This is a genomic window from Thiolinea disciformis DSM 14473 (assembly GCF_000371925.1).
Taxonomy (GTDB): Bacteria; Pseudomonadota; Gammaproteobacteria; order Thiotrichales; family Thiotrichaceae; genus Thiolinea; species Thiolinea disciformis.
The window spans coordinates 1-18,524 of sequence record NZ_AQVE01000001.1 but is presented as its reverse complement, the minus strand read 5'-3'; the positions used below and the strand labels follow the sequence as shown (position 1 = coordinate 18,524).

At 46.5% G+C, this 18,524-nt stretch carries 12 protein-coding genes; 6 read left to right on the top strand and 6 right to left on the bottom strand.

Features of this window, described 5'->3' with window-relative positions; all coding sequences use genetic code 11:
• Nucleotides 1-299: 299 nt before the first annotated feature.
• The 6 genes from A3IE_RS0100060 to A3IE_RS0100035 all read right to left on the bottom strand — a co-directional run bounded on the left by A3IE_RS0100060 (nt 300) and on the right by A3IE_RS0100035 (nt 8,075).
• The gene (locus tag A3IE_RS0100060) at nt 300-827 is read right to left on the bottom strand and encodes a hypothetical protein (protein WP_020393517.1); all 528 of its coding nucleotides are present in this window, start codon (nt 825-827) and stop codon (nt 300-302) included.
• A gap of 339 nt (nt 828-1,166) precedes the next feature.
• The gene (locus A3IE_RS0100055) at nt 1,167-2,429 is read right to left on the bottom strand and encodes a Zn-dependent hydrolase (protein ID WP_020393516.1); all 1,263 of its coding nucleotides are present in this window, start codon (nt 2,427-2,429) and stop codon (nt 1,167-1,169) included.
• Between the two features lie 18 nt (nt 2,430-2,447).
• Nucleotides 2,448-3,899, bottom strand: coding sequence for a dihydropyrimidinase (gene hydA, locus A3IE_RS0100050; RefSeq protein WP_020393515.1), 1,452 nt, complete (start codon nt 3,897-3,899; stop codon nt 2,448-2,450).
• Entirely contained in the window at nt 3,896-5,323 is a 1,428-nt protein-coding gene (locus A3IE_RS0100045; RefSeq protein ID WP_020393514.1) for an NCS1 family nucleobase:cation symporter-1, read from the bottom strand. Before A3IE_RS0100045 ends, hydA begins: the two co-directional genes overlap by 4 nt.
• A gap of 86 nt (nt 5,324-5,409) precedes the next feature.
• Nucleotides 5,410-6,714 (bottom strand): NAD-dependent dihydropyrimidine dehydrogenase subunit PreA, encoded by a 1,305-nt coding sequence (preA, locus tag A3IE_RS0100040; RefSeq protein WP_020393513.1) that lies wholly within the window; start codon nt 6,712-6,714, stop codon nt 5,410-5,412.
• Between the two features lie 14 nt (nt 6,715-6,728).
• On the bottom strand, nt 6,729-8,075 hold the full coding sequence (locus A3IE_RS0100035) for an NAD(P)-dependent oxidoreductase (protein ID WP_020393512.1): 1,347 nt from the start codon (nt 8,073-8,075) through the stop codon (nt 6,729-6,731).
• A gap of 561 nt (nt 8,076-8,636) precedes the next feature.
• Between A3IE_RS0100035 and aptA the strand changes: the two genes are divergently transcribed.
• The 6 genes from aptA to A3IE_RS0100005 form a co-directional block, all read left to right on the top strand.
• A complete protein-coding gene (aptA, locus tag A3IE_RS0100030) occupies nt 8,637-9,950 on the top strand; it encodes an omega-aminotransferase AptA (protein WP_020393511.1) in 1,314 nt (437 codons plus the stop codon).
• Nucleotides 9,950-11,440, top strand: coding sequence for a CoA-acylating methylmalonate-semialdehyde dehydrogenase (locus tag A3IE_RS0100025; RefSeq protein ID WP_020393510.1), 1,491 nt, complete (start codon nt 9,950-9,952; stop codon nt 11,438-11,440). Before aptA ends, A3IE_RS0100025 begins: the two co-directional genes overlap by 1 nt.
• A 42-nt stretch (nt 11,441-11,482) precedes the next feature.
• Nucleotides 11,483-12,352, top strand: a complete 870-nt coding sequence (locus A3IE_RS0100020) for a LysR family transcriptional regulator (protein WP_245539159.1) — start codon at nt 11,483-11,485, stop codon at nt 12,350-12,352.
• A 103-nt stretch (nt 12,353-12,455) separates the two neighbouring features.
• Nucleotides 12,456-13,625: a Gfo/Idh/MocA family protein gene (locus A3IE_RS0100015; protein ID WP_020393508.1), complete on the top strand. Its 1,170-nt coding sequence runs from the start codon at nt 12,456-12,458 to the stop codon at nt 13,623-13,625.
• 80 nt (nt 13,626-13,705) lie between these two features.
• Nucleotides 13,706-14,929, top strand: coding sequence for an ATP-binding protein (locus tag A3IE_RS0100010; RefSeq protein WP_026154698.1), 1,224 nt, complete (start codon nt 13,706-13,708; stop codon nt 14,927-14,929).
• Between the two features lie 66 nt (nt 14,930-14,995).
• On the top strand, nt 14,996-18,524 hold a 3,529-nt coding region (locus tag A3IE_RS0100005), incomplete at its 3' end, for a HEAT repeat domain-containing protein (RefSeq protein WP_020393506.1).

Genomic DNA, 18,524 nt, shown 5'->3' with positions numbered 1-18,524 from the left:
AACGGTAGGGAGGATTTGTGATCGGTGGAACTCAGCGAATAAGAACAGCTAGTAATGGAGGGGTGAGCGTGTCGGCTATTCGTTTCTTGGTGGGATTTTGGATACCATATCATGTCAGGAGGCGGTTTCATGCTTCTTATTAAACGAGTTAATAAAATCCTACAACACACTATGCTATTGCGACCAATAATCTTTGAGCACCGCCACATCTGGGTGGTGCTAATGTGTATCTAGCGCAACCCCCAAAGCCAGTAATACTGGCAGAGGAGCTTTTTTGGAATAGCTATCTACATAGCGTTTTAGATGATTTCCAACAATTTTAAGCGTAGGTTTTTCTCATCTTTACGGCCTGCACGTGTTGCGATGACTGCACTATGCCATTCTTCAAATAAATCACGTAAGTCTTGATGGGTTTTTGCGGTTTGAATACGACTGATTAAACCACTAGCCCCGAATGAACCAACGAAAGCGTTCAAGGTATTACACATAAAATTGCGTGCCATTTGCAGCGTTTCTAGATCTATTTCGCTAGGCAAAGGCCGAAACATAGTATTGCTGCTAGGTAAGGGCCTAGCTAAAGGCGTGCTGTTACGCGTGATTGTGTTGTCTGAGGCTAACAACTCATTGACTGGCATGATGTAACCCCCGCGCAATAGGGTATTTAGTACATCTTGCAAATCACCAATTTTAGGCAAGCGCTCTAGCTCCTTTACGGAGCGCTGCCCATCAATAAAGATTAAGACCCGACGTAATACACTCGACAAGCCACCTGCATGGCTATCGATTTCATCTTTTCCTTTCAAGGTTTTTGCAAAAACAGCAGTCATACTCCCTCCGTCTGACAATACTCCCCAAAGATTGTTATAGAGCGATAAATATTATGTGGCCCATTCAAGCGTAATGCTTAAGAGGTAGAGTATAGTCTAAAGTTGGTTTTTTGCAGGAAAGATTAGTATAAATTTTATACATTTTTTAATTGCATCTTTACCAAGGGTGTAGACTGAAAGTGATTGATTAGGGTTTTAAGCTCGCTCTTTAGGATGAATAAACTTTAATCAATTTATTATTTGACGGCTTTAGGGGCGCGAACTAGGCATCGCAGGGTATAGGGGCTAGGTAATATTTAAGGATAAGCGCCAATTTAGAGCTTATCCTTAATCGGTTTATTATAAAGCGATACCTGCTCGCTCTAACATCGCATGTAAAAGTACATTGCAACCTGCGGTAATATGCTCAGGCTTCGCGTCTTCAATTTCATTGTGGCTAATCCCGTCTTTGCAGGGAATGAAAATCATGCCGCTAGGTGCTAGACGTGCCATATACACCGCATCATGCCCCGCGCCTGAAACAGCAGGCATATTGGAATAGCCGAGCTTTTCCGCTGCTTTAGCGACCGCATTCACACAGTCAGGATGGAAGGGTTGCGCGGGGTAGCTGGAAACCATTTCAATCTTAATCTCTAAGCCACGGCGCTCAGCCACTGCTGCTGCAAATGCTTTTACCTCATCGGCCATTTGATCAACTAGCTCATCGGTATGATTACGTAAATCAATACTGAATTTCACTGTACCTGGAATCACATTGCGGCTATTAGGGTGAACATGCACCATACCGACCGTACCGCGCCCGTGGGGTGCATGGCGTAAAGCACAAGTGACAATCTCTTGCATAATTTCCGCAGCGCCCTGCATCGCATCTTTGCGTAAATGCATAGGCGTAGGGCCTGCATGCGCTTCCATGCCGACCACGGTGCAATCGAACCAACGAATACCCAGCACTGCTTGTACGACGCCGATGGTCTTATCGTTGTCTTCGAGTACTGGCCCTTGCTCAATATGCGTTTCAAAATAAGTACCAATCGGATGATCACCCGGCTCTTGTTCACCGATATAGCCAATTCGCTCCAATTCACCCTGTACGGTTTTGCCTTCGGTATCTTTTGCGGCATAGGCATGTTCCAGCGTAAACGCTTTGGCAAATACGCCCGATCCCATCATCACCGGCACAAAACGTGAGCCTTCTTCATTCGTCCAAAAAGCCACTTCAATTGGTGCTTCGGTTTCGATTTTATAGTCGTTTAAAGTACGCACCACTTCTAAACCTGCGAGCACACCATAGTTACCATCAAATTTTCCACCCGTAGGCTGGGTATCGATATGGCTGCCAGTAACCACTGGGGGTAGTGCATTATTGCGCCCCGCACGGCGCATAAATCCATTGCCAATCTTATCAATAGTAATCGTCATGCCTGCTTCTTGCGCCCACTTCAGCACTAGATCACGACCTTGTTTGTCCAAATCGGTGAGGGTTAAACGGCAGACTCCCCCTTTTGGAGTTGCGCCAATTTGCGCTAGCTCCATTAAAGAGTCCCACAAGCGCTCACCATTCACCCGTAAATTGCTAATATCCAACTCTGTTTGCTGTTTCATCACATCCTCCTCAACGCCTTAGCGCTGCACAGCAGTTGGTTTTAAAGTTTCACTGCGCTTTTGCGCAGCCGTAAAATTCACACCAAAAGCGGGACGTTTGATATAGCGACCTGCACCGCGCTCAGCGCGCAAATCACCCTGCGCCCAAACGACTTTGCCTTGACTCAAGGTATGACTGGGAATGCCTTTGACTGTGCGCCCTTCAAAGATATTAAAGTCCCCTTTACTATGATGGGTTTGTGCCGAGATAGTGCGTGTTCCTTCTGGATCCCACAGCACCAAATCAGCATCCGCACCAACTTGAATACAACCTTTTTGCGGATAAATATTAAATAATTTGGCGGCATTGGCACTCGTGATAGCCACAAATTCACTGGGCGTTAAACGGCCAGTATTGACCCCCGCATCCCATAAAACGGTCATGCGTTCTTCCACGCCACCCGTGCCATTGGGAATTTTGGCAAAATTATCTAAGCCAGCGGCTTTTTGAGCAGCACAGAAGGTACAGTGATCGGTGGCGGTAGTGTGCAATTGTCCAGACTGTAGGCCACGCCACAACGCTTCTTGGTGGCCTTTTGGACGGAAAGGTGGGCTCATCACATGCGCGGCGGCAAAAGCAAAATCAGGGTGACGATACACACTATCATCAATCAGCAAATGCCCTGCCAAGACCTCGCCATAGACACGTTGTCCTCTAGCACGCGCCCGTGATATCGCATCAGCCGCTTCGATACACGAGACATGCACAATATAGATTGGTACACCTAACACATCGGCAATCGCAATGGCGCGATTTGCCGCTTCGCCTTCTACCATTGGCGGACGTGCGAGTGGATGACCTTCAGGACCCGTAATACCCATTTTGGCGACTTCTTGCTGGAGCAGATAAACGAGCTCACCGTTTTCGGCGTGCACGGTGGGCATCGCGCCCAGTTCTAAGGCTCGCTTAAAACTATTCACAAGGGTCTCGTCGTCGCACATGATGGCATTTTTATAAGCCATGAAATGCTTGAAACTATTTACGCCTTCTTCACGCACTAACTTGCCCATATCTTCATGTACTTGATCACTCCACCACGTAATCGCCACATGGAAGCTATAATCACTGGCTGCTTTTTCTGCCCAGCCGCGCCAGGTTTGATAGGCTTCCATGATCGGCTGTTTCGGGCTTGGAATAACGAAGTCAATAATAGTGGTCGTACCGCCCGCCATCGCTGCTGCCGTACCCGTATAGAAATCATCGACCGTGACCGTACCCATGAAGGGCAATTGCATATGGGTGTGAGGGTCAATGCCGCCGGGTATAAGATATTGCCCACTAGCATCCAGCGTTTGCTTACCTGCAGGCGCTAAATCAGCTGCTTGTTCGCCCATGGCCGCAATTTTACCCTCCACACACAGCACATCGGCTTTGCGCTCGGCATCCGCATTGACGACTGTACCGCCACGAATTAAGACTGCTGAACTCATGCTGTTACTCCACTGAGCTTATGCTGTTTTGATGCGCTAATGTAATAATACAAACCCGCCACGAATAAACTGAAAAACCAGCCGAAACTAAATAAATCTACTAAGAAGCTCGGTACACTTTCCTTAGCGACAATGCCGGCTACCGCCAAATAACCGGGTAGGCAAGGTAAGACGCCAAGCACAAACGCTAAGACAGCCTGCCAGTTCCAGCCATTGCTATAAGTATAGATGCCATTCGTGTTATAAAGCTCTTCTACGCTTAAGTGTCCTTTGCGCACAAGGTAATAATCTACCAACAAAATACCTGCAATAGCGCCCAACAAAGTCCCATAACCGCCCAACCAGACAAATAGGTAGTCGCCGGAAGTGGCCAGTAATTTCCAAGGCATAAATAGCAAGCCAATCACAGCAGCAATTAAGCCACCGGTGCGGAAGCTAATATATTTTGGTGCGACTTGGCTGAAGTCATAAGATGGTGAAACCAAGTTGGCAGCGACATTCGTGGTTAAATTAGCTAAGAGAATCACTAATAAACCAATGCCTGCGGCGACGCTTCCGATTTGGGAAAGTAAAGCATCCGGGAATAATTGTGCTTTACCATATAGAATTTGTGATACGGAAAAACCAATAATGCCTACCAAAGAGAACAGGGCCATGGGAATTGGCAAGCCAATAAATTGCCCGACTTGTTGATCTTTTTGTGATTTGGCAAAGCGCGTGAAATCAGGGATATTCAAGGCTAAGGTTGCCCAGAAGCCGACGAGGCCGGTTAAAGCTGCCCAAGTTTTGGGGCCACCCTCAACCACTTTGGCCGGTAAACTGAAAATTTGGCTGGGTGAGACTTTAATAAAAGCCCAGATAACTAAAGCCACTGAGGCAGCGATCATTAAGGGAGCTGCATAGACTTCTAGTTTACGGATCGACTCTAGGCCATTCCAAATGAAATAGAGGTGCATCAGCCAAAAGATAAAGAAAGTGACCAGTTGTGAGTTGCTAATAAACTGGCCCTCGGCAGGTCCCGATAAGTTCATGCCCAACACATTGAGAAAACTATGTAACGCCAAGCCCCCAAAATAACAATTAATTGAAAACCATCCACAAGCGACTAAACCACGTAACACTGCCGGTAAGCTCGCCCCTTTTACCCCAAACGATGCACGTGCAATCACCGGAAAAGGGATGCCATATTTTGCACCAATCCTCCCCATTAAAATCATCGGTACCAGTACAATACAATTGGCCAAAAACACGAGCCAAACGGCTTTTTGCCAAGTAAAACCTTGGTCGAGCATGGAGCTAGCCATCGTATAAGTGGGTACACAAACCACCATGCCGACCCAAAGCGCTGCATAATCTTGCCAACGCCAATGTCGTTCAGCGAGAGCCGTGGGTTGTAGATCTTTATTGCTTAACGAATCGCTCATGTTTAATTCCTTCTGGTGGTTTAAGGGGTAAAGGACTCAACTTGGCTTAACTTTTTCTCCCGCTACTTGAATGAGGTGAGTACTACTTAAGAGCAACTGGCGCCTGGATTATTAGGGTGAGTTGTCCAATTAGCATAAGTCCCACTGATGGTATGCCCTGTGCGCTGATCCAATTCACCGACTTGTAAGGCACGCATAGTGATGCAATTGGGCACAGGGCAAATGGAGACACATAAATTGCAGCCCACGCATTCGGCCTCATTAATTTCAAAATGGCGTTCACCATTTTTCGTCGCGAAAATGGCTTGATGTGAAGTGTCTTCGCAGACGATGTGACAGCGCCCGCATTTAATGCAGAGATCCTGATTAATCACCGCCTTCTCAACATAATTGAGATTGAGCTGATTCCAGTTTTTAACCGTTGGCACAGCTTTGCCTACTAACTGATCAATGGACTGATAGCCTTTGCTATCCATAAAACTAGACAGGCCATCGCAGAGATCTTCGATGATCTTGAATCCATACACCATGGCGGCTGTGCAGACTTGGACCGTCCCTGCGCCAAGTGTTAAGAACTCTGCCGCATCGCGCCACGTGGTAATGCCCCCAATCCCTGATATTGGTAATCCAGCCGTTTCAGGATCGCGCGCAATTTCTGCCACCATATTCAGCGCAATCGGCTTCACTGCATAACCACAATAACCGCCATGCGAACCTGCGCCATCGGTATTCGGGTAAATCGCCATCTTTTCCAAATCCACACTCATAATGGAGTTGATGGTATTGATGAGTGACACTGCATCCGCACCGCCGGCTTTGGCTGCACGCGCGGGCATACGAATATCGGTGATATTAGGGGTGAGTTTGACAATAATCGGGAGGCGGCTGTATTGCTTGCACCATTCAGTCACCATTTGAATATATTCCGGCACTTGCCCCACGGCTGAACCCATGCCACGCTCACTCATGCCATGTGGGCAACCGAAATTCAGTTCAATGCCATCGCAGCCGGTATCTTCTACTTGCGGCAGGATATTTTTCCACGCTTGCTCGGTGCAGGGCACCATAATCGAGGCAATAATCGCTCGATCCGGAAAGCGCTTTTTTACCCGTGCCATTTCTTCTAAATTAGCTTTGAGTGGGCGATCTGAAATCAGCTCAATATTATTGAAACCAATCACGCGCCGATCTTGGCCTAATAAAGCGGCATAGCGTGGGCCATGCACATTCACCACGGGCGGATCTTCACCTACCGTTTTCCAAACCACCCCCCCCCAACCTGCCTCTAAAGCACGCATCACATTGACTTCTTTATCGGTTGGCGGTGCTGAAGCCAACCAGAATGGATTAGGGCTTTTGATACCTAAGAAATTACTGCTTAAATCGGCCATGATTTGCTCCTCTCTTAGGCGGTTCTTAATACACGATCAATGTCGATAGCAGCCAATTTTCCATGCTGCACCCCTTCTACGGTCAGGTCTTTGCCACCATAACGGCAGTCTCCCCCCGCCCAGACTTTGGCGAGACTGGTTTTGCCATGAGCATCGGTGAGAATCTTGCCGCCTTGCATCGCCAAGCCTTCAACGCTGTGACTACTATCAAAGGTCTGACCAATCGCCCGCAATACCATATCGGCCTCTAGCTGAAAACTTTCTGGCAGTTGTGTCAGTCGACCATCCACTAATTGGGTATATGCAAAACGTATTCCAGTGAGTTGGCCATTAGCAGTATGTAATTCAAGAGGTGCTGCCCAATGGCGAATCTTTACCCCATTGTTTTTCGCCCATGCCTGCTCATATTCGGAAGCACTCATACTTTCTTGACCACGTCGGTACACAATAGTCACTTCCTCTGCACCTAATTTTCGGCTTTGCACTGCCGCATCAATGGCGGTCATACCGCCGCCAATGACCACGACTTTGCGCCCGACTGGCAATTGACTTAGATCCTCGGCTTGACGCAAATCGGCAATGAATTCCACAGCATTACGTAGACCAACAGACTCAGGTTCATGAATGCCTAAAGCATTTACACCCGCTAAGCCTAAGCCTAGAAATACGGCATCAAAGTTTTGCACTATATCTTGGAAGAACACATCTTTACCCAAGCGGGTATTGGTTTGAACAGTGATGCCACCAATCGACAGCAACCATTCAATTTCTTGCTGTGCGAACTTATTGGGGGTCTTATAAGCAGCTAAACCGTATTCGTTTAAACCACCTAATTTAGGTTTCGCTTCAAATACAGTGACCTGATGGCCTAGGCAGGCTAAGCGATGTGCGCAGGACAAACCGGCTGGCCCTGAACCAACCACGGCGATCTTTTTGCCAGTATCAGTGGTGCGTTTAAATAACGGTGGTTTGGGTTTAGAAAAAAAACTATCCGTGGCAAAGCGTTGTAATAAACCAATTTCCACCGGTTTATCTTCATTAGTATTACGCACACAAGCTTGCTCACACAGCACTTCGGTAGGACAAACACGCGCACACATACCCCCTAATATATTCTCCTCCAATATTTTAGCCGCAGCGCCTCGCGGATTATCTTGGGCAATGCGTGCAATAAAGCTGGGAATATCGATACCGGTAGGGCAAGCCGTTTGGCAGGGTGCGGCAAAGCAATAATAACAACGTTCGGCTTCGATTTTGGCTTGGATAGCATTGAGAGGGGGATGTGCGTCGGCAAAATTTTGTTGATAAGTAGCTAAATCCAGTCGTGCACTACAAATGCCATTTTGTAAGCTAGCCAGCATAGATTTTATTCTCCTTAACCAATTGTTATGGGTAGCAGCCAAGGGTTTGAACCTTTCTCTCACGAGCTTTGCGCTAGCTTGCTGCACTTAAGGACAAATGCCCTCGCCAAACATTAGTATAGTTCTCAAAGAATTCACGCTAATTTAGAAACTGACTACTAGCCTTCAGCGATTAGGACAAAAGTCTTTTGGGTTTTTTTATTGTGTTACAGAGCTTGAATGAGATAAATTTCAAAAAAATTGAAATCACTTTTATATTTACTTAACTAAAGTGCAGCATTTTCGTGCTGAATACGCCCTATAAAAACGCTTACTTAGCGCTTTAGAATAAGCCCATCGTTAAATCAGTCAGTTAAGGATTTCTACTGGTTCTTTTTTAGGGCATCCTCAAGCTAGGCTTACAGATGGGCTAAAAACTACAGGGCAGAGGCGATTTTGCTTAAACATCTGGCGTAGCTTATGGTTTAGTTTTCATTAAACTAAGTGGATGAAATTTTAAATTTATTAAAAATAACGACTAAAGCACTATAGGCGCATTATCGCCACCTTGGAGAGATTTGTATGACTTCGACTAACTACTCAAATGCCTACTGGTTACCGTTTACCAGTAACCGCTCTTTCCACAAAGATCCTCGTGTGATTGTCGCAGCAGAGGGTCGTTATTATCGAGATGATCGCGGACGCACCATTTTCGATGGTTTATCGGGACTTTGGACTTGTGGTCTAGGACATTGTCAAGCAGACATTAGCGCAGCAATCGCTAAACAAGCCCAAGAATTGGATTACTCGCCAGCGTTTAACTTTGCCCATCCCAAAGCGTTTGCCTTAGCTGAGCGCATTACTGAGCTTATGCCTACAGGTCTAAATCATGTGTTTTTCACTTGTAGTGGTTCGGATGCGGTCGACAGCGCCTTAAAAATAGCGAGGGCTTATTGGCGCAAGCAAGGTCAAGCCTCCAAAACACGTTTGATCGGGCGTATCAAGGGTTATCACGGCGTGAATTTTGGTGGTATTAGTGTGGGTGGTATTGTTGGCAATCGTGCTCTCTATGGACAAGGGATTGAAGCGGATCATCTGCCACATACCATGACTGCGGCGAATGCCTTCTCTAAAGGTATGCCCACGCAAGGCGCTGAACTGGCGAATGAATTATTGAATATGATTGCCTTGCATGATGCGTCGAATATTGGTGCGGTGATTGTCGAACCCATGGCAGGGTCGGCAGGTGTTATTCCGCCACCTGTTGGCTATTTGCAGCGTTTACGTGAGATTTGTACTCAGCATAATATCTTATTGATTTTTGACGAGGTGATTACTGCGTTTGGACGTGTTGGTGCTAATACAGGCGCTGAGGCATTTGGTGTAACGCCAGATATGTTAACCTTCGCTAAGCAAGTCACCAATGGTACTCAGCCGATGGGCGGGGTGGTGGTGAATGACGCGGTGTATCAGTGCTTTATGGATAAAGGTGGCGCTGAACACATGATTGAATTGCCACATGGTTACACTTACTCGGCTCATCCGATTGCCTGTGCAGCGGGTTTAGCAGCTTTAGAAGTGTTGCAACGTGAGCATATGATTGAGAAAGTGAAAGCGATGGCGCCAGTGTTTGAGGAAGCGTGGCATGGTTTAAAAGGTTTGCCGCATGTGACGGATATTCGTAATTACGGTTTGGCAGGTGGCTTAACCCTGCAAGCGCGTGATGGCGATGCGGTGATCAGACCTTTTGAGGTGATGAAAAAATGCTGGGAAAAAGGCTTTTACGTGCGTAGTGGTGGCGACACCATCCAACTGGGTTTACCTTTTACGATAGAGCCGCAAGAAATCGATGCGTTGGTCAATGCCATTGGCGAGTCAATTAAGGAGCTTCATTAATGAAAACAGTCGGTCACTTAATCAATGGTGAGTTACGCGCAGATACAGGTCGTACACAAGCGGTGTATAACCCTTCTACAGGCGAAGTGAGCAAACAGGTAGCCCTAGCCTCAAAAGCGACCGTCGAAGAAGCGATCGCTGCGGCGCACGCGGCGTTTCCAGCCTGGCGCGATACGCCCCCTGCGAAGCGTGCACGGGTAATGTTCAAATTCAAAGAGCTGCTAGAACAACACGCTCAAACCATCAATCAACTGATTGGTGAAGAGCATGGCAAGATTGCCCATGATGCGGGGGGAGAGTTACAGCGCGGTATTGAAAATGTCGAATTCGCCTGTTATGCCCCTGAGCTCTTAAAAGGTGAACACAGCCGCAATACAGGGCCTGGGATTGATTCGTGGAGTGAGTTCCAAGCCCTCGGTGTCGTTGCAGGAATTACCCCCTTTAACTTCCCCGCGATGGTTCCCTTATGGATGTATCCCGCAGCGCTGGTCTGTGGCAATACCTTCGTTCTGAAACCTTCGGAGCGTGATCCAAGTTCCACGATGTTGATTGCCCAACTCGCGCATGAGGCAGGTTTACCGTCTGGGGTATTGAATGTTGTTAATGGTGATAAAGAGGCCGTCGATACCCTGCTAAATGATCCCCGTGTGCAAGCCGTGAGTTTCGTTGGCTCCACCCCGATTGCCGAATACATCTATTCCACCGCGACCAAACACGGTAAGCGTTGTCAAGCCTTAGGGGGCGCGAAAAATCACGCTATCGTCCTCGAAGATGCGGACATGGATAATGCGGTCGCGCAATTAGTGGGGGCGGCCTTTGGCTCTTCAGGCGAACGTTGTATGGCCTTATCGGTTGCGGTAGCGGTTGGCGACAATGCTGCTAATGCACTGGTTGAGAAAATGACCCTAGCGATGCAGAACCTGAAAACGGGTGCGTATTCAGATAGCAGCAATGACTTTGGACCTTTAATCACCAAAGCGCATCAGGAGAAAGTCAAAGGCTATATTGATAGCGCGGAACAGGATGGTGCCAAGATTGTGGTCGATGGTCGTAAGGTCAAAGTCGCTGGGTTCGAGCATGGCTTCTTTGTCGGTGCGACGCTGATTGATCATGTCAAACCGAGCATGATTAGTTACCAAGAAGAAATCTTTGGTCCAGTCTTGCAAGTGGTACGCGTCAACACGATGGAAGAGGCCATGCAGTTGATCAATGATCATGAATATGGCAATGGCACTTGTATTTTCACCCGCGATGGTGAAGCGGCACGTTATTTCTCAGATTATATTCAAGTCGGCATGGTCGGGATCAATGTGCCTTTACCTGTGCCAGTGTCCTATCATAGTTTTGGTGGTTGGAAGCGCTCCTTGTTTGGGGATCTCTCGGCTTATGGGCCGGATAGTATTCGTTTTTATACCCGTCGTAAGACCATCACCCAACGTTGGCCTTCCTCAGCGGTACGTGAAAAAGTCCAGTTTGCTTTCCCGTCCTAAGCTATGCTCAAAGGCCAGCTCAGTGATAGTAGTTTAAGGCTGTTGCGCATTTATAAAACCGTCGTCGAGTGCGGCGGTTTTGCGGCGGCAGAAGCGGAATTAAATATCAGTCGCTCAGCCATTAGTTTGGCAATGTCTGATCTTGAGCAGCGTTTAGGCTTACGTCTTTGTCAGCGTGGACGCACGGGTTTTGCGCTCACGGATGAAGGCGCAAAAGTTTATGACTCTACCTTACAGCTCTTGGGTTCGATGGAAACCTTTCGCACCCAAGTCAACGAGCTACACAATCACCTGCGTGGCGAGTTGAATATTGGCATTACCGATAACCTTGTCACCATGCCATATATGCGGGTCACGGATGCCTTAAAAAGCCTACACACCCTCGGCCCTTCGGTCAAAATTAATATCCGCATGATTCCACCCAAAGATATTGAATTAGAAGTCTTGGATGGTCGTTTGCATATTGGCGCAGTGCCTGAGTTACGCCCCTTGACCGGTTTAAACTATCTTTCGCTGTATGATGAATTATCGTGTTTGTACTGTAGCGCCGAGCATCCTTTATTTGACTTCGATCAGCAGCAACTGGATCGTAAAATCTTAAGCCAACAAGCGGCGGTTTTGCCGGCTTATGCCCAAACGGTTGCCGTGAAAGAATTGATGCGCGATTTAAAACCCGCTGCTACTTCCACTGACCGTGAGGGGATTGCTTTCCTGATTTTGACAGGGCAATACATTGGCTATTTACCGACACACTATGCACAGCGCTGGGTAAATGAAGGCCGAATGCGTGCACTGCTGCCCGAAGAGCTTCATTACAGTACGGCCTATGCCATTATTACCCGTAAAGGTGCACGCTCCAATTTGGTGGTCAAAACTTTTATGGATGAATTACAAAAAACCTCGATCGATTGAAATTTTAATTCTAATATTCTATTGATATAGAAAATAAATTACAAAATTTATTGCTCTTGCTTATACTCTCAAGCAAATTAGTAGCTGAAACGAAGGATTGAGCATGTTTAATGAAGAGCGGCATTTCACTGCCCCGATTCGTTGGGGCATGGTTGGGGGTGGGCGTGGCAGTGAAATTGGTTATGCGCATCGTGCTAGTGCTGCTCGGGATCGTTTTTTCCAACTCAAAGCCGGTGCATTGGATCTTGATGCCGCACGCGGGCGCGAATTTGGCAGCCATTTAGGGATAGAGCCTGAGCGCTGTTATGCAGATTACCAAGCGCTGTTTGCTGGCGAGGCGGCACGTGCGGATGGCATTCAAGCCGTGAGTATTGCTACACCAAATGACATGCATTACGCGATTAGTAAAGCGGCACTCGAAGTGGGTTTGCATGTGATTTGCGAAAAGCCGCTCACTTTTACTAGTACCGAAGCCCAAGAACTGGTTGATTTAGCTAAAGCTAAACGCAAGCTATTCGCAGTAATGTATGGCTATTCTGGCTATCCCATGCTACATCAAGCACGTGAGATGATTCATCAGGGTAAGCTCGGTGAGATTCGTATTGTCACGCTGCAATTTGCGCATGGCTTTCATAGCACTGCCATTGAAGAGCAGAGCGCGGGTGCAAAATGGCGCATGAATCCAGCCATTTCAGGGCCAACTTATGTGCTGGGTGATCTGGGCACACATACCTATTATTTGATGGAAATGCTCACGGGGCTTGAAGTGGATGAGCTGTGCTGTATGCGCCAGAGTTTTATCTCAAGCCGTGCACCCCTCGAAGATAATGCGCATGTGATGTTTAAATTCAAAGGCGGCGCGGTCGGCACATTGTGGGCAAGCTCAGTGAATGCAGGTTCGATGCACCAACAAAAAATCCGCGTAATCGGCGAAAAAGCTAGCCTAGAATGGTGGGACGAATACCCCAACCAATTACGCTATGAAATTCAAGGTCAGCCCGCGCAAATTCTCGAGCGCGGCCTGGGCTATTTAGCGCAAGGCGTGGATGGGATTTGCAGCCGTATTGGTGGCGGTCACCCCGAAGGATTTTTTGAGTCATGGGCGAATTTGTACCACCGCTTTGCTTTGGCGATTGATGCGCTGGAGCGTGAGGATCACGCCTTTTTAGAACAACTGTGGTATCCCGATGTGCAGGCGGGGCTGTGTGGGGTGAAGTGGCTGGAGGCTTGTGTGAAGTCTGCAGATAATGGGGCGATTTGGGTGAAGTTTTAAGATAATTCCCTTAAAGTCTAGCTCTACAATTTTAAAAATCTCGACTAAAATGGAATTATATTCCCGATTAGTCGAATGTCATGTATCAACGCACCCTTCAAAATACCATCCAGCAAGCTTCCAGCGTGTTCCCTGTCTTACTACTCACAGGAGCAAGGCACGTGGGCAAAACCACTTTATTGCAAGCCTGCGCAGAGCCGGAACGCCACTATGTGACCTTGGATGATCCACAAGAAGCTGAATTGGCGCGCACTGATCCTGCTTTATTTTTTCAACGTCATCCTCCACCTGTGATCGTGGATGAAATTCAATATGCGCCAGAGTTATTTCGCGCTATTAAACTCATGGTTGACCGTGAGAAAAAAACGGGTTTGTTTTGGCTGACAGGTTCGCAGAAATTTCATTTGATGCAGGGCATTACCGAAACCTTAGCAGGTCGAGTGGCGGTCTTGGATTTATTAGGTCTATCACAAGCGGAACTGAATCAACGTGCTATGGATTCCCAGCCTTTTCTACCAACGACTGCCTGGCTTTATCAAGCGCGGGTACAAAAACTACCCAGCTTAAATCTAATAGATTTATATAAGCGTATTTGGTTGGGTTCTTTTCCGCGTCTGGCTTTAGAGCCTGCCATGCCGCGAGATTTATTTTACAGTGCTTATTTGCAAACTTATTTACAGCGCGATGTGCGTGATTTAACTCGTGTCGGTGATGAGCGTTTATTTCTCCAATTCTTGCGTGCTTGCGCGGCACGTGTCGGGCAATTATTAAACTATGCTGATTTAGCGCGTGATGTAGATATTGACCCTAAAACCGTAAAAGCATGGTTGTCGATTTTAGAAACCTCTGGAATTATTTATCTCCTCCAGCCTTATCACACTAATGTGACTAAACGTTTGGTGAAAACGCCCAAGTTATATTTTTTAGATACCGGTTTATGCGCTTATTTGACGCAATGGTCATCTCCTGAAACATTAGAAGCAGGTGCTATGTCGGGTGCTATTTTAGAAAATTGGATGTTAGTGGAAATCCTGAAGAGTTGGTGGCATAACGGAAAAACACCTTATGCTTATTTCTATCGTGATAAAGAGCAACGTGAAATAGATTTATTGCTAGAACAGGATAATACACTTTATCCGGTGGAATTTAAAAAAACGGCCAGCCCTAATTTGAGCATGGTCAAAAACTTCAAGGTGTTAGCAAGTTTACATAAGCAAGTGGGGCATGGTGCTCTTATTTGCCTACGCGAGGCGGATATTCCGTTGTCGGCTGGAGTGGATGTGATTCCGGCTAGCTACTTATAAGCTGATTCGTTATACCTCTACTTTTAGTTTAAGCTAGTGCTAGGCATGGGCTAAGGAGGATTGAGTATGATAGGGCTGGAGTTATTAGTAAGCGGTGCTTTGCTTTTGGCAAAGCCTATACTAGAAGAGTTCCTTAAAGATTTTGGCAATGATCTAGCTAAAGATGCCGGAAAAAGTACTTTAGGAAAAATTTATAAAACTACCTTTTCTAAACTCAAGCGTGAACCTTTATTGAAAGCCACCGGTTTAGCATTGAAAGAGTTCTTGGAGCTTATGGAGAATGAGCTACTCGATAATGAGGTGAGCGAAAAAGATATTCAATACCGCTTTCTACCTTTTGTGAAAGTGTTTGTTAACTCTGAATCATTCCTTGATCTCTTTGAGCCTTTATTCACTGATCCTCAATTTCAGTTAGATGCGGGTATTTTGGCACGCACATGGCAAGACCTTCCTAATGCACCTGATTTACCAGAGGAGTTTTCATGGGAACACCTTGCCAAAGCCTTCAAACGCAAAATCAAAACGATTCGCGATAACCACCCCGAAATCCAACAAGCTTTTGAGCATGCGCAAACAACACAATCCCACACGGCTTTATTAGAGTTAAGTGGCTTACCGCCGGAGTTTGATCAAGAGGCTTATCGTGAGGCTTTATTAGAAAAATTTCAGGATGTGGGTTTTGATTGTTTAGACAGCACGGGCGTTTTTTACAATGAAATTCGTTTGTGGAATATCTTTGTGCCGCAATCCTGCCGCGAAACCCAAGATTACAAACCTCAACTTTTAGAAATGCCCAAAGAGCATCAAAAGCGTTTGTTGGAAAGAGGCGAGATTGATGCAGCGAATTTGGAAGAGTTGGAGCGTTTGCAAGCGATGCAACGCCAGCGCTATTTTGAGCAGCCGCTGCGCCCGATTTTAGAAGTTTGCGCTGATCCGAGCTTAGCGAATTTGGTTATTTTGGGTGATCCGGGATCGGGTAAATCGTCTTTATTACGTTATTTGGCCTTGCGCTGGGCGAATTTACCCTCTGCTAATGAGCGCTTGCAACAAGCTTTACCTTTGTTGATTGAGTTACGTGCTTATAATCTCTGGGAATGTCCTAGTGGCAAAAGTTTTTTGCATTATTTACATGCCGCGCGCACTTGGCATCGCCTCAATCAGCAAACCCTCAATCATCTGATGCAACAACCTGATCGGGTGATTTTGCTGTTGGATGGCTTGGATGAAGTGTTTGATCCGGTGCAGCGTGAGCAAGTGATTCATGATATTCACCGCTTTAGCAATGACTATAAACAAGTGCGGATTATTGTCACCTCGCGTGTGGTTGGCTATCAGCCCAAAGCTTTACGCGATGCGCAATTCCGCGATTTTATGTTGCAGGATTTAGATTCAAAGCAGATTCAAACCTTCCTAGAGCAATGGCACGCAACTACTTTTGAAACTTCCAAGGCCGCAGAAGCCGAGTTAAAACGCGAGCGCTTAGCCAAGGCGATTGCAAGCTCAAAATCCATTGCGCTACTAGCCGGTAATCCCTTATTGCTAACCATGATGGCTATTTTAAATCGCCATCAAGAATTGCCGCGTCATCGAGCTGCATTGTATCAAAAAGCCTCTGAAGTCTTATTGCATCAATGGGATACCGAACGCGCCTTGGAAGCTTATCCCGAATTGCGCAACGAGTTTGATCTCAGCGCCAAAGTCGCTTTATTACGGCGCATTGCTGAACAGATGCAAAATGCGCCAGAAGGGTTGGCAGGAAATATTATTACCGGCGAAAAACTAAGCAAAATTATCGAAACCTATTTGCGTGAGGAACTGCATTTTGCCCAAGCAAGAGGTGCTGCTAATGCAGTCGTCAAACAATTGCGCGAACGGAATTTTATTCTGTGCTTTATTGGTGCGAATAGTTATGCCTTTGTGCATCGGGCATTCTTAGAGTATTTTTGTGCAGCGGATATTGTTTATAAATTTACTCATCAGCGTGCTTTGAGTATTGAGGATTTAATAGGAATATTTGATGCACATTATGCGGATGATGCTTGGCGTGAAGTATTGCGTTTGATTTGTGGTCAAATTGATGAGCAATTTGTGGGGCAGATTGTTGAGCATTTGATAAATAAAACAGATTTGGATGCTTTGGATACAGAAGCAAAATTACCAGAAATTATTTTAGCTGCTTTCTGTTTGGGAGAAGCAAGGAATAGCAGCAGATTAGTAAAAACTGGCGAACAGTTTTTTAAAAAAATTGAGCGCTTATTTATTAGCTTTAATAACCCTAGCGACGGATTTTTTAAAAGTCTACACCGAGCTTTTCAAGAATTAGGACAAAATTGGCCAAAACTCAACTTGCCTACTGAGCTTCCAAATTTTTCACAAGGGAACGTCATAAGGCATTTTTTTTGGCCACTACTATTACAGAGTTTAGGATTAACTAAACAGACGCTTACTAATTTTTTAGAGTCAGACTTGCCATATATACGTAGTGGCAGTTTACTTGCTCTATGTGAATTCGATGATCAATACCCTGATATATATAATCTGCTACGAAAAACTGCCTTAGAGGATACAGATCAATGGCTACGCAGTATTGCTTTAGAACAGCTCGTGAAAAAGTGGCCCGATGATCAAACCCGAGCACTCTTGCAACAGCGTGCCTTAGAGGATATGGATGAAGCGGTACGCTGCACCGCTTTAGAGCAGCTTGCTAAACAATGGCCCAATGAGCAAACCCGAACACTCTTACAGCGGCGTGCCGTAGAGGATGAGGCCGTACGTAGCATTGCTTTAGAGCAGTTTGCTGCACAATGGCCCGATGATCAAACCCGAGCACTCTTGCAACAGCATGTTGTAGAAGATATGGATGAAGCGGTACGCTGCACCGCTTTAGAGCAGCTTGCTAAACAATGGCCCGATGATCAAACCCGAATACTGTTGCAGCAGCGTGCTGTAGAGGATGAGGCCGTACGTGGCATTGCTTTAGAGCAGTTTGCTACACAATGGCCCGATGATCAAACTCGAGCACTCTTGCAACAGCGTGCTGTAGAGGATACCAATAATCAGGTACGCCGCACCGCTTTAGAGCAGCTCGTGAAAAAGTGGCCCAATGATCAAACCCGAATACTGTTACAACAGCGTGCTGTAGAGGATATGGATGAAGCGGTACGCCTCACTGCTTTAGAACAACTTGTTAAACAATGGCCCGATGAGCAAACCCGAACACTCTTGGAGCGCCTCACTGCTTTAGAGCAACTTGTTAAACAATGGCCCGATGATCAAACCCGAACACTCTTGCAACAACGTGCTGTAGAGGATACCAATAATCAGGTACGCCGCACCGCTTTAGAGCAACTTGTTAAACAATGGCCCGATGATCAAACCCGAATATTCTTGCAACAACGTGCTGTAGAGGATACCAATAATCAGGTGCGCCGCACCGCTTTAGAGCAACTTGTTAAACAATGGCCCGATGATCAAACCCGAATACTCTTGCAACAGCGTGCCTTAGAGGATATTGATGAGTTTGTACGCGAAATCGCTTCAGAGCAGCTTATTGAGCACTGGTCAGATCTGGCAGCCCAAGCCTGGCTGAGGTTAC

Coding starts and splice junctions, on each gene's coding strand:
- hydA (WP_020393515.1), bottom strand. CDS start 3,899: ATGAGTTCAGCAGTCTTAATTCGTGGCGGTACAGTCGTCAATGCGGAT.
- aptA (WP_020393511.1), top strand. CDS start 8,637: ATGACTTCGACTAACTACTCAAATGCCTACTGGTTACCGTTTACCAGT.
- preA (WP_020393513.1), bottom strand. CDS start 6,714: ATGGCCGATTTAAGCAGTAATTTCTTAGGTATCAAAAGCCCTAATCCA.
- A3IE_RS0100060 (WP_020393517.1), bottom strand. CDS start 827: ATGACTGCTGTTTTTGCAAAAACCTTGAAAGGAAAAGATGAAATCGAT.
- A3IE_RS0100055 (WP_020393516.1), bottom strand. CDS start 2,429: ATGAAACAGCAAACAGAGTTGGATATTAGCAATTTACGGGTGAATGGT.
- A3IE_RS0100015 (WP_020393508.1), top strand. CDS start 12,456: ATGTTTAATGAAGAGCGGCATTTCACTGCCCCGATTCGTTGGGGCATG.
- A3IE_RS0100025 (WP_020393510.1), top strand. CDS start 9,950: ATGAAAACAGTCGGTCACTTAATCAATGGTGAGTTACGCGCAGATACA.
- A3IE_RS0100045 (WP_020393514.1), bottom strand. CDS start 5,323: ATGAGCGATTCGTTAAGCAATAAAGATCTACAACCCACGGCTCTCGCT.
- A3IE_RS0100010 (WP_026154698.1), top strand. CDS start 13,706: ATGTATCAACGCACCCTTCAAAATACCATCCAGCAAGCTTCCAGCGTG.
- A3IE_RS0100035 (WP_020393512.1), bottom strand. CDS start 8,075: ATGCTGGCTAGCTTACAAAATGGCATTTGTAGTGCACGACTGGATTTA.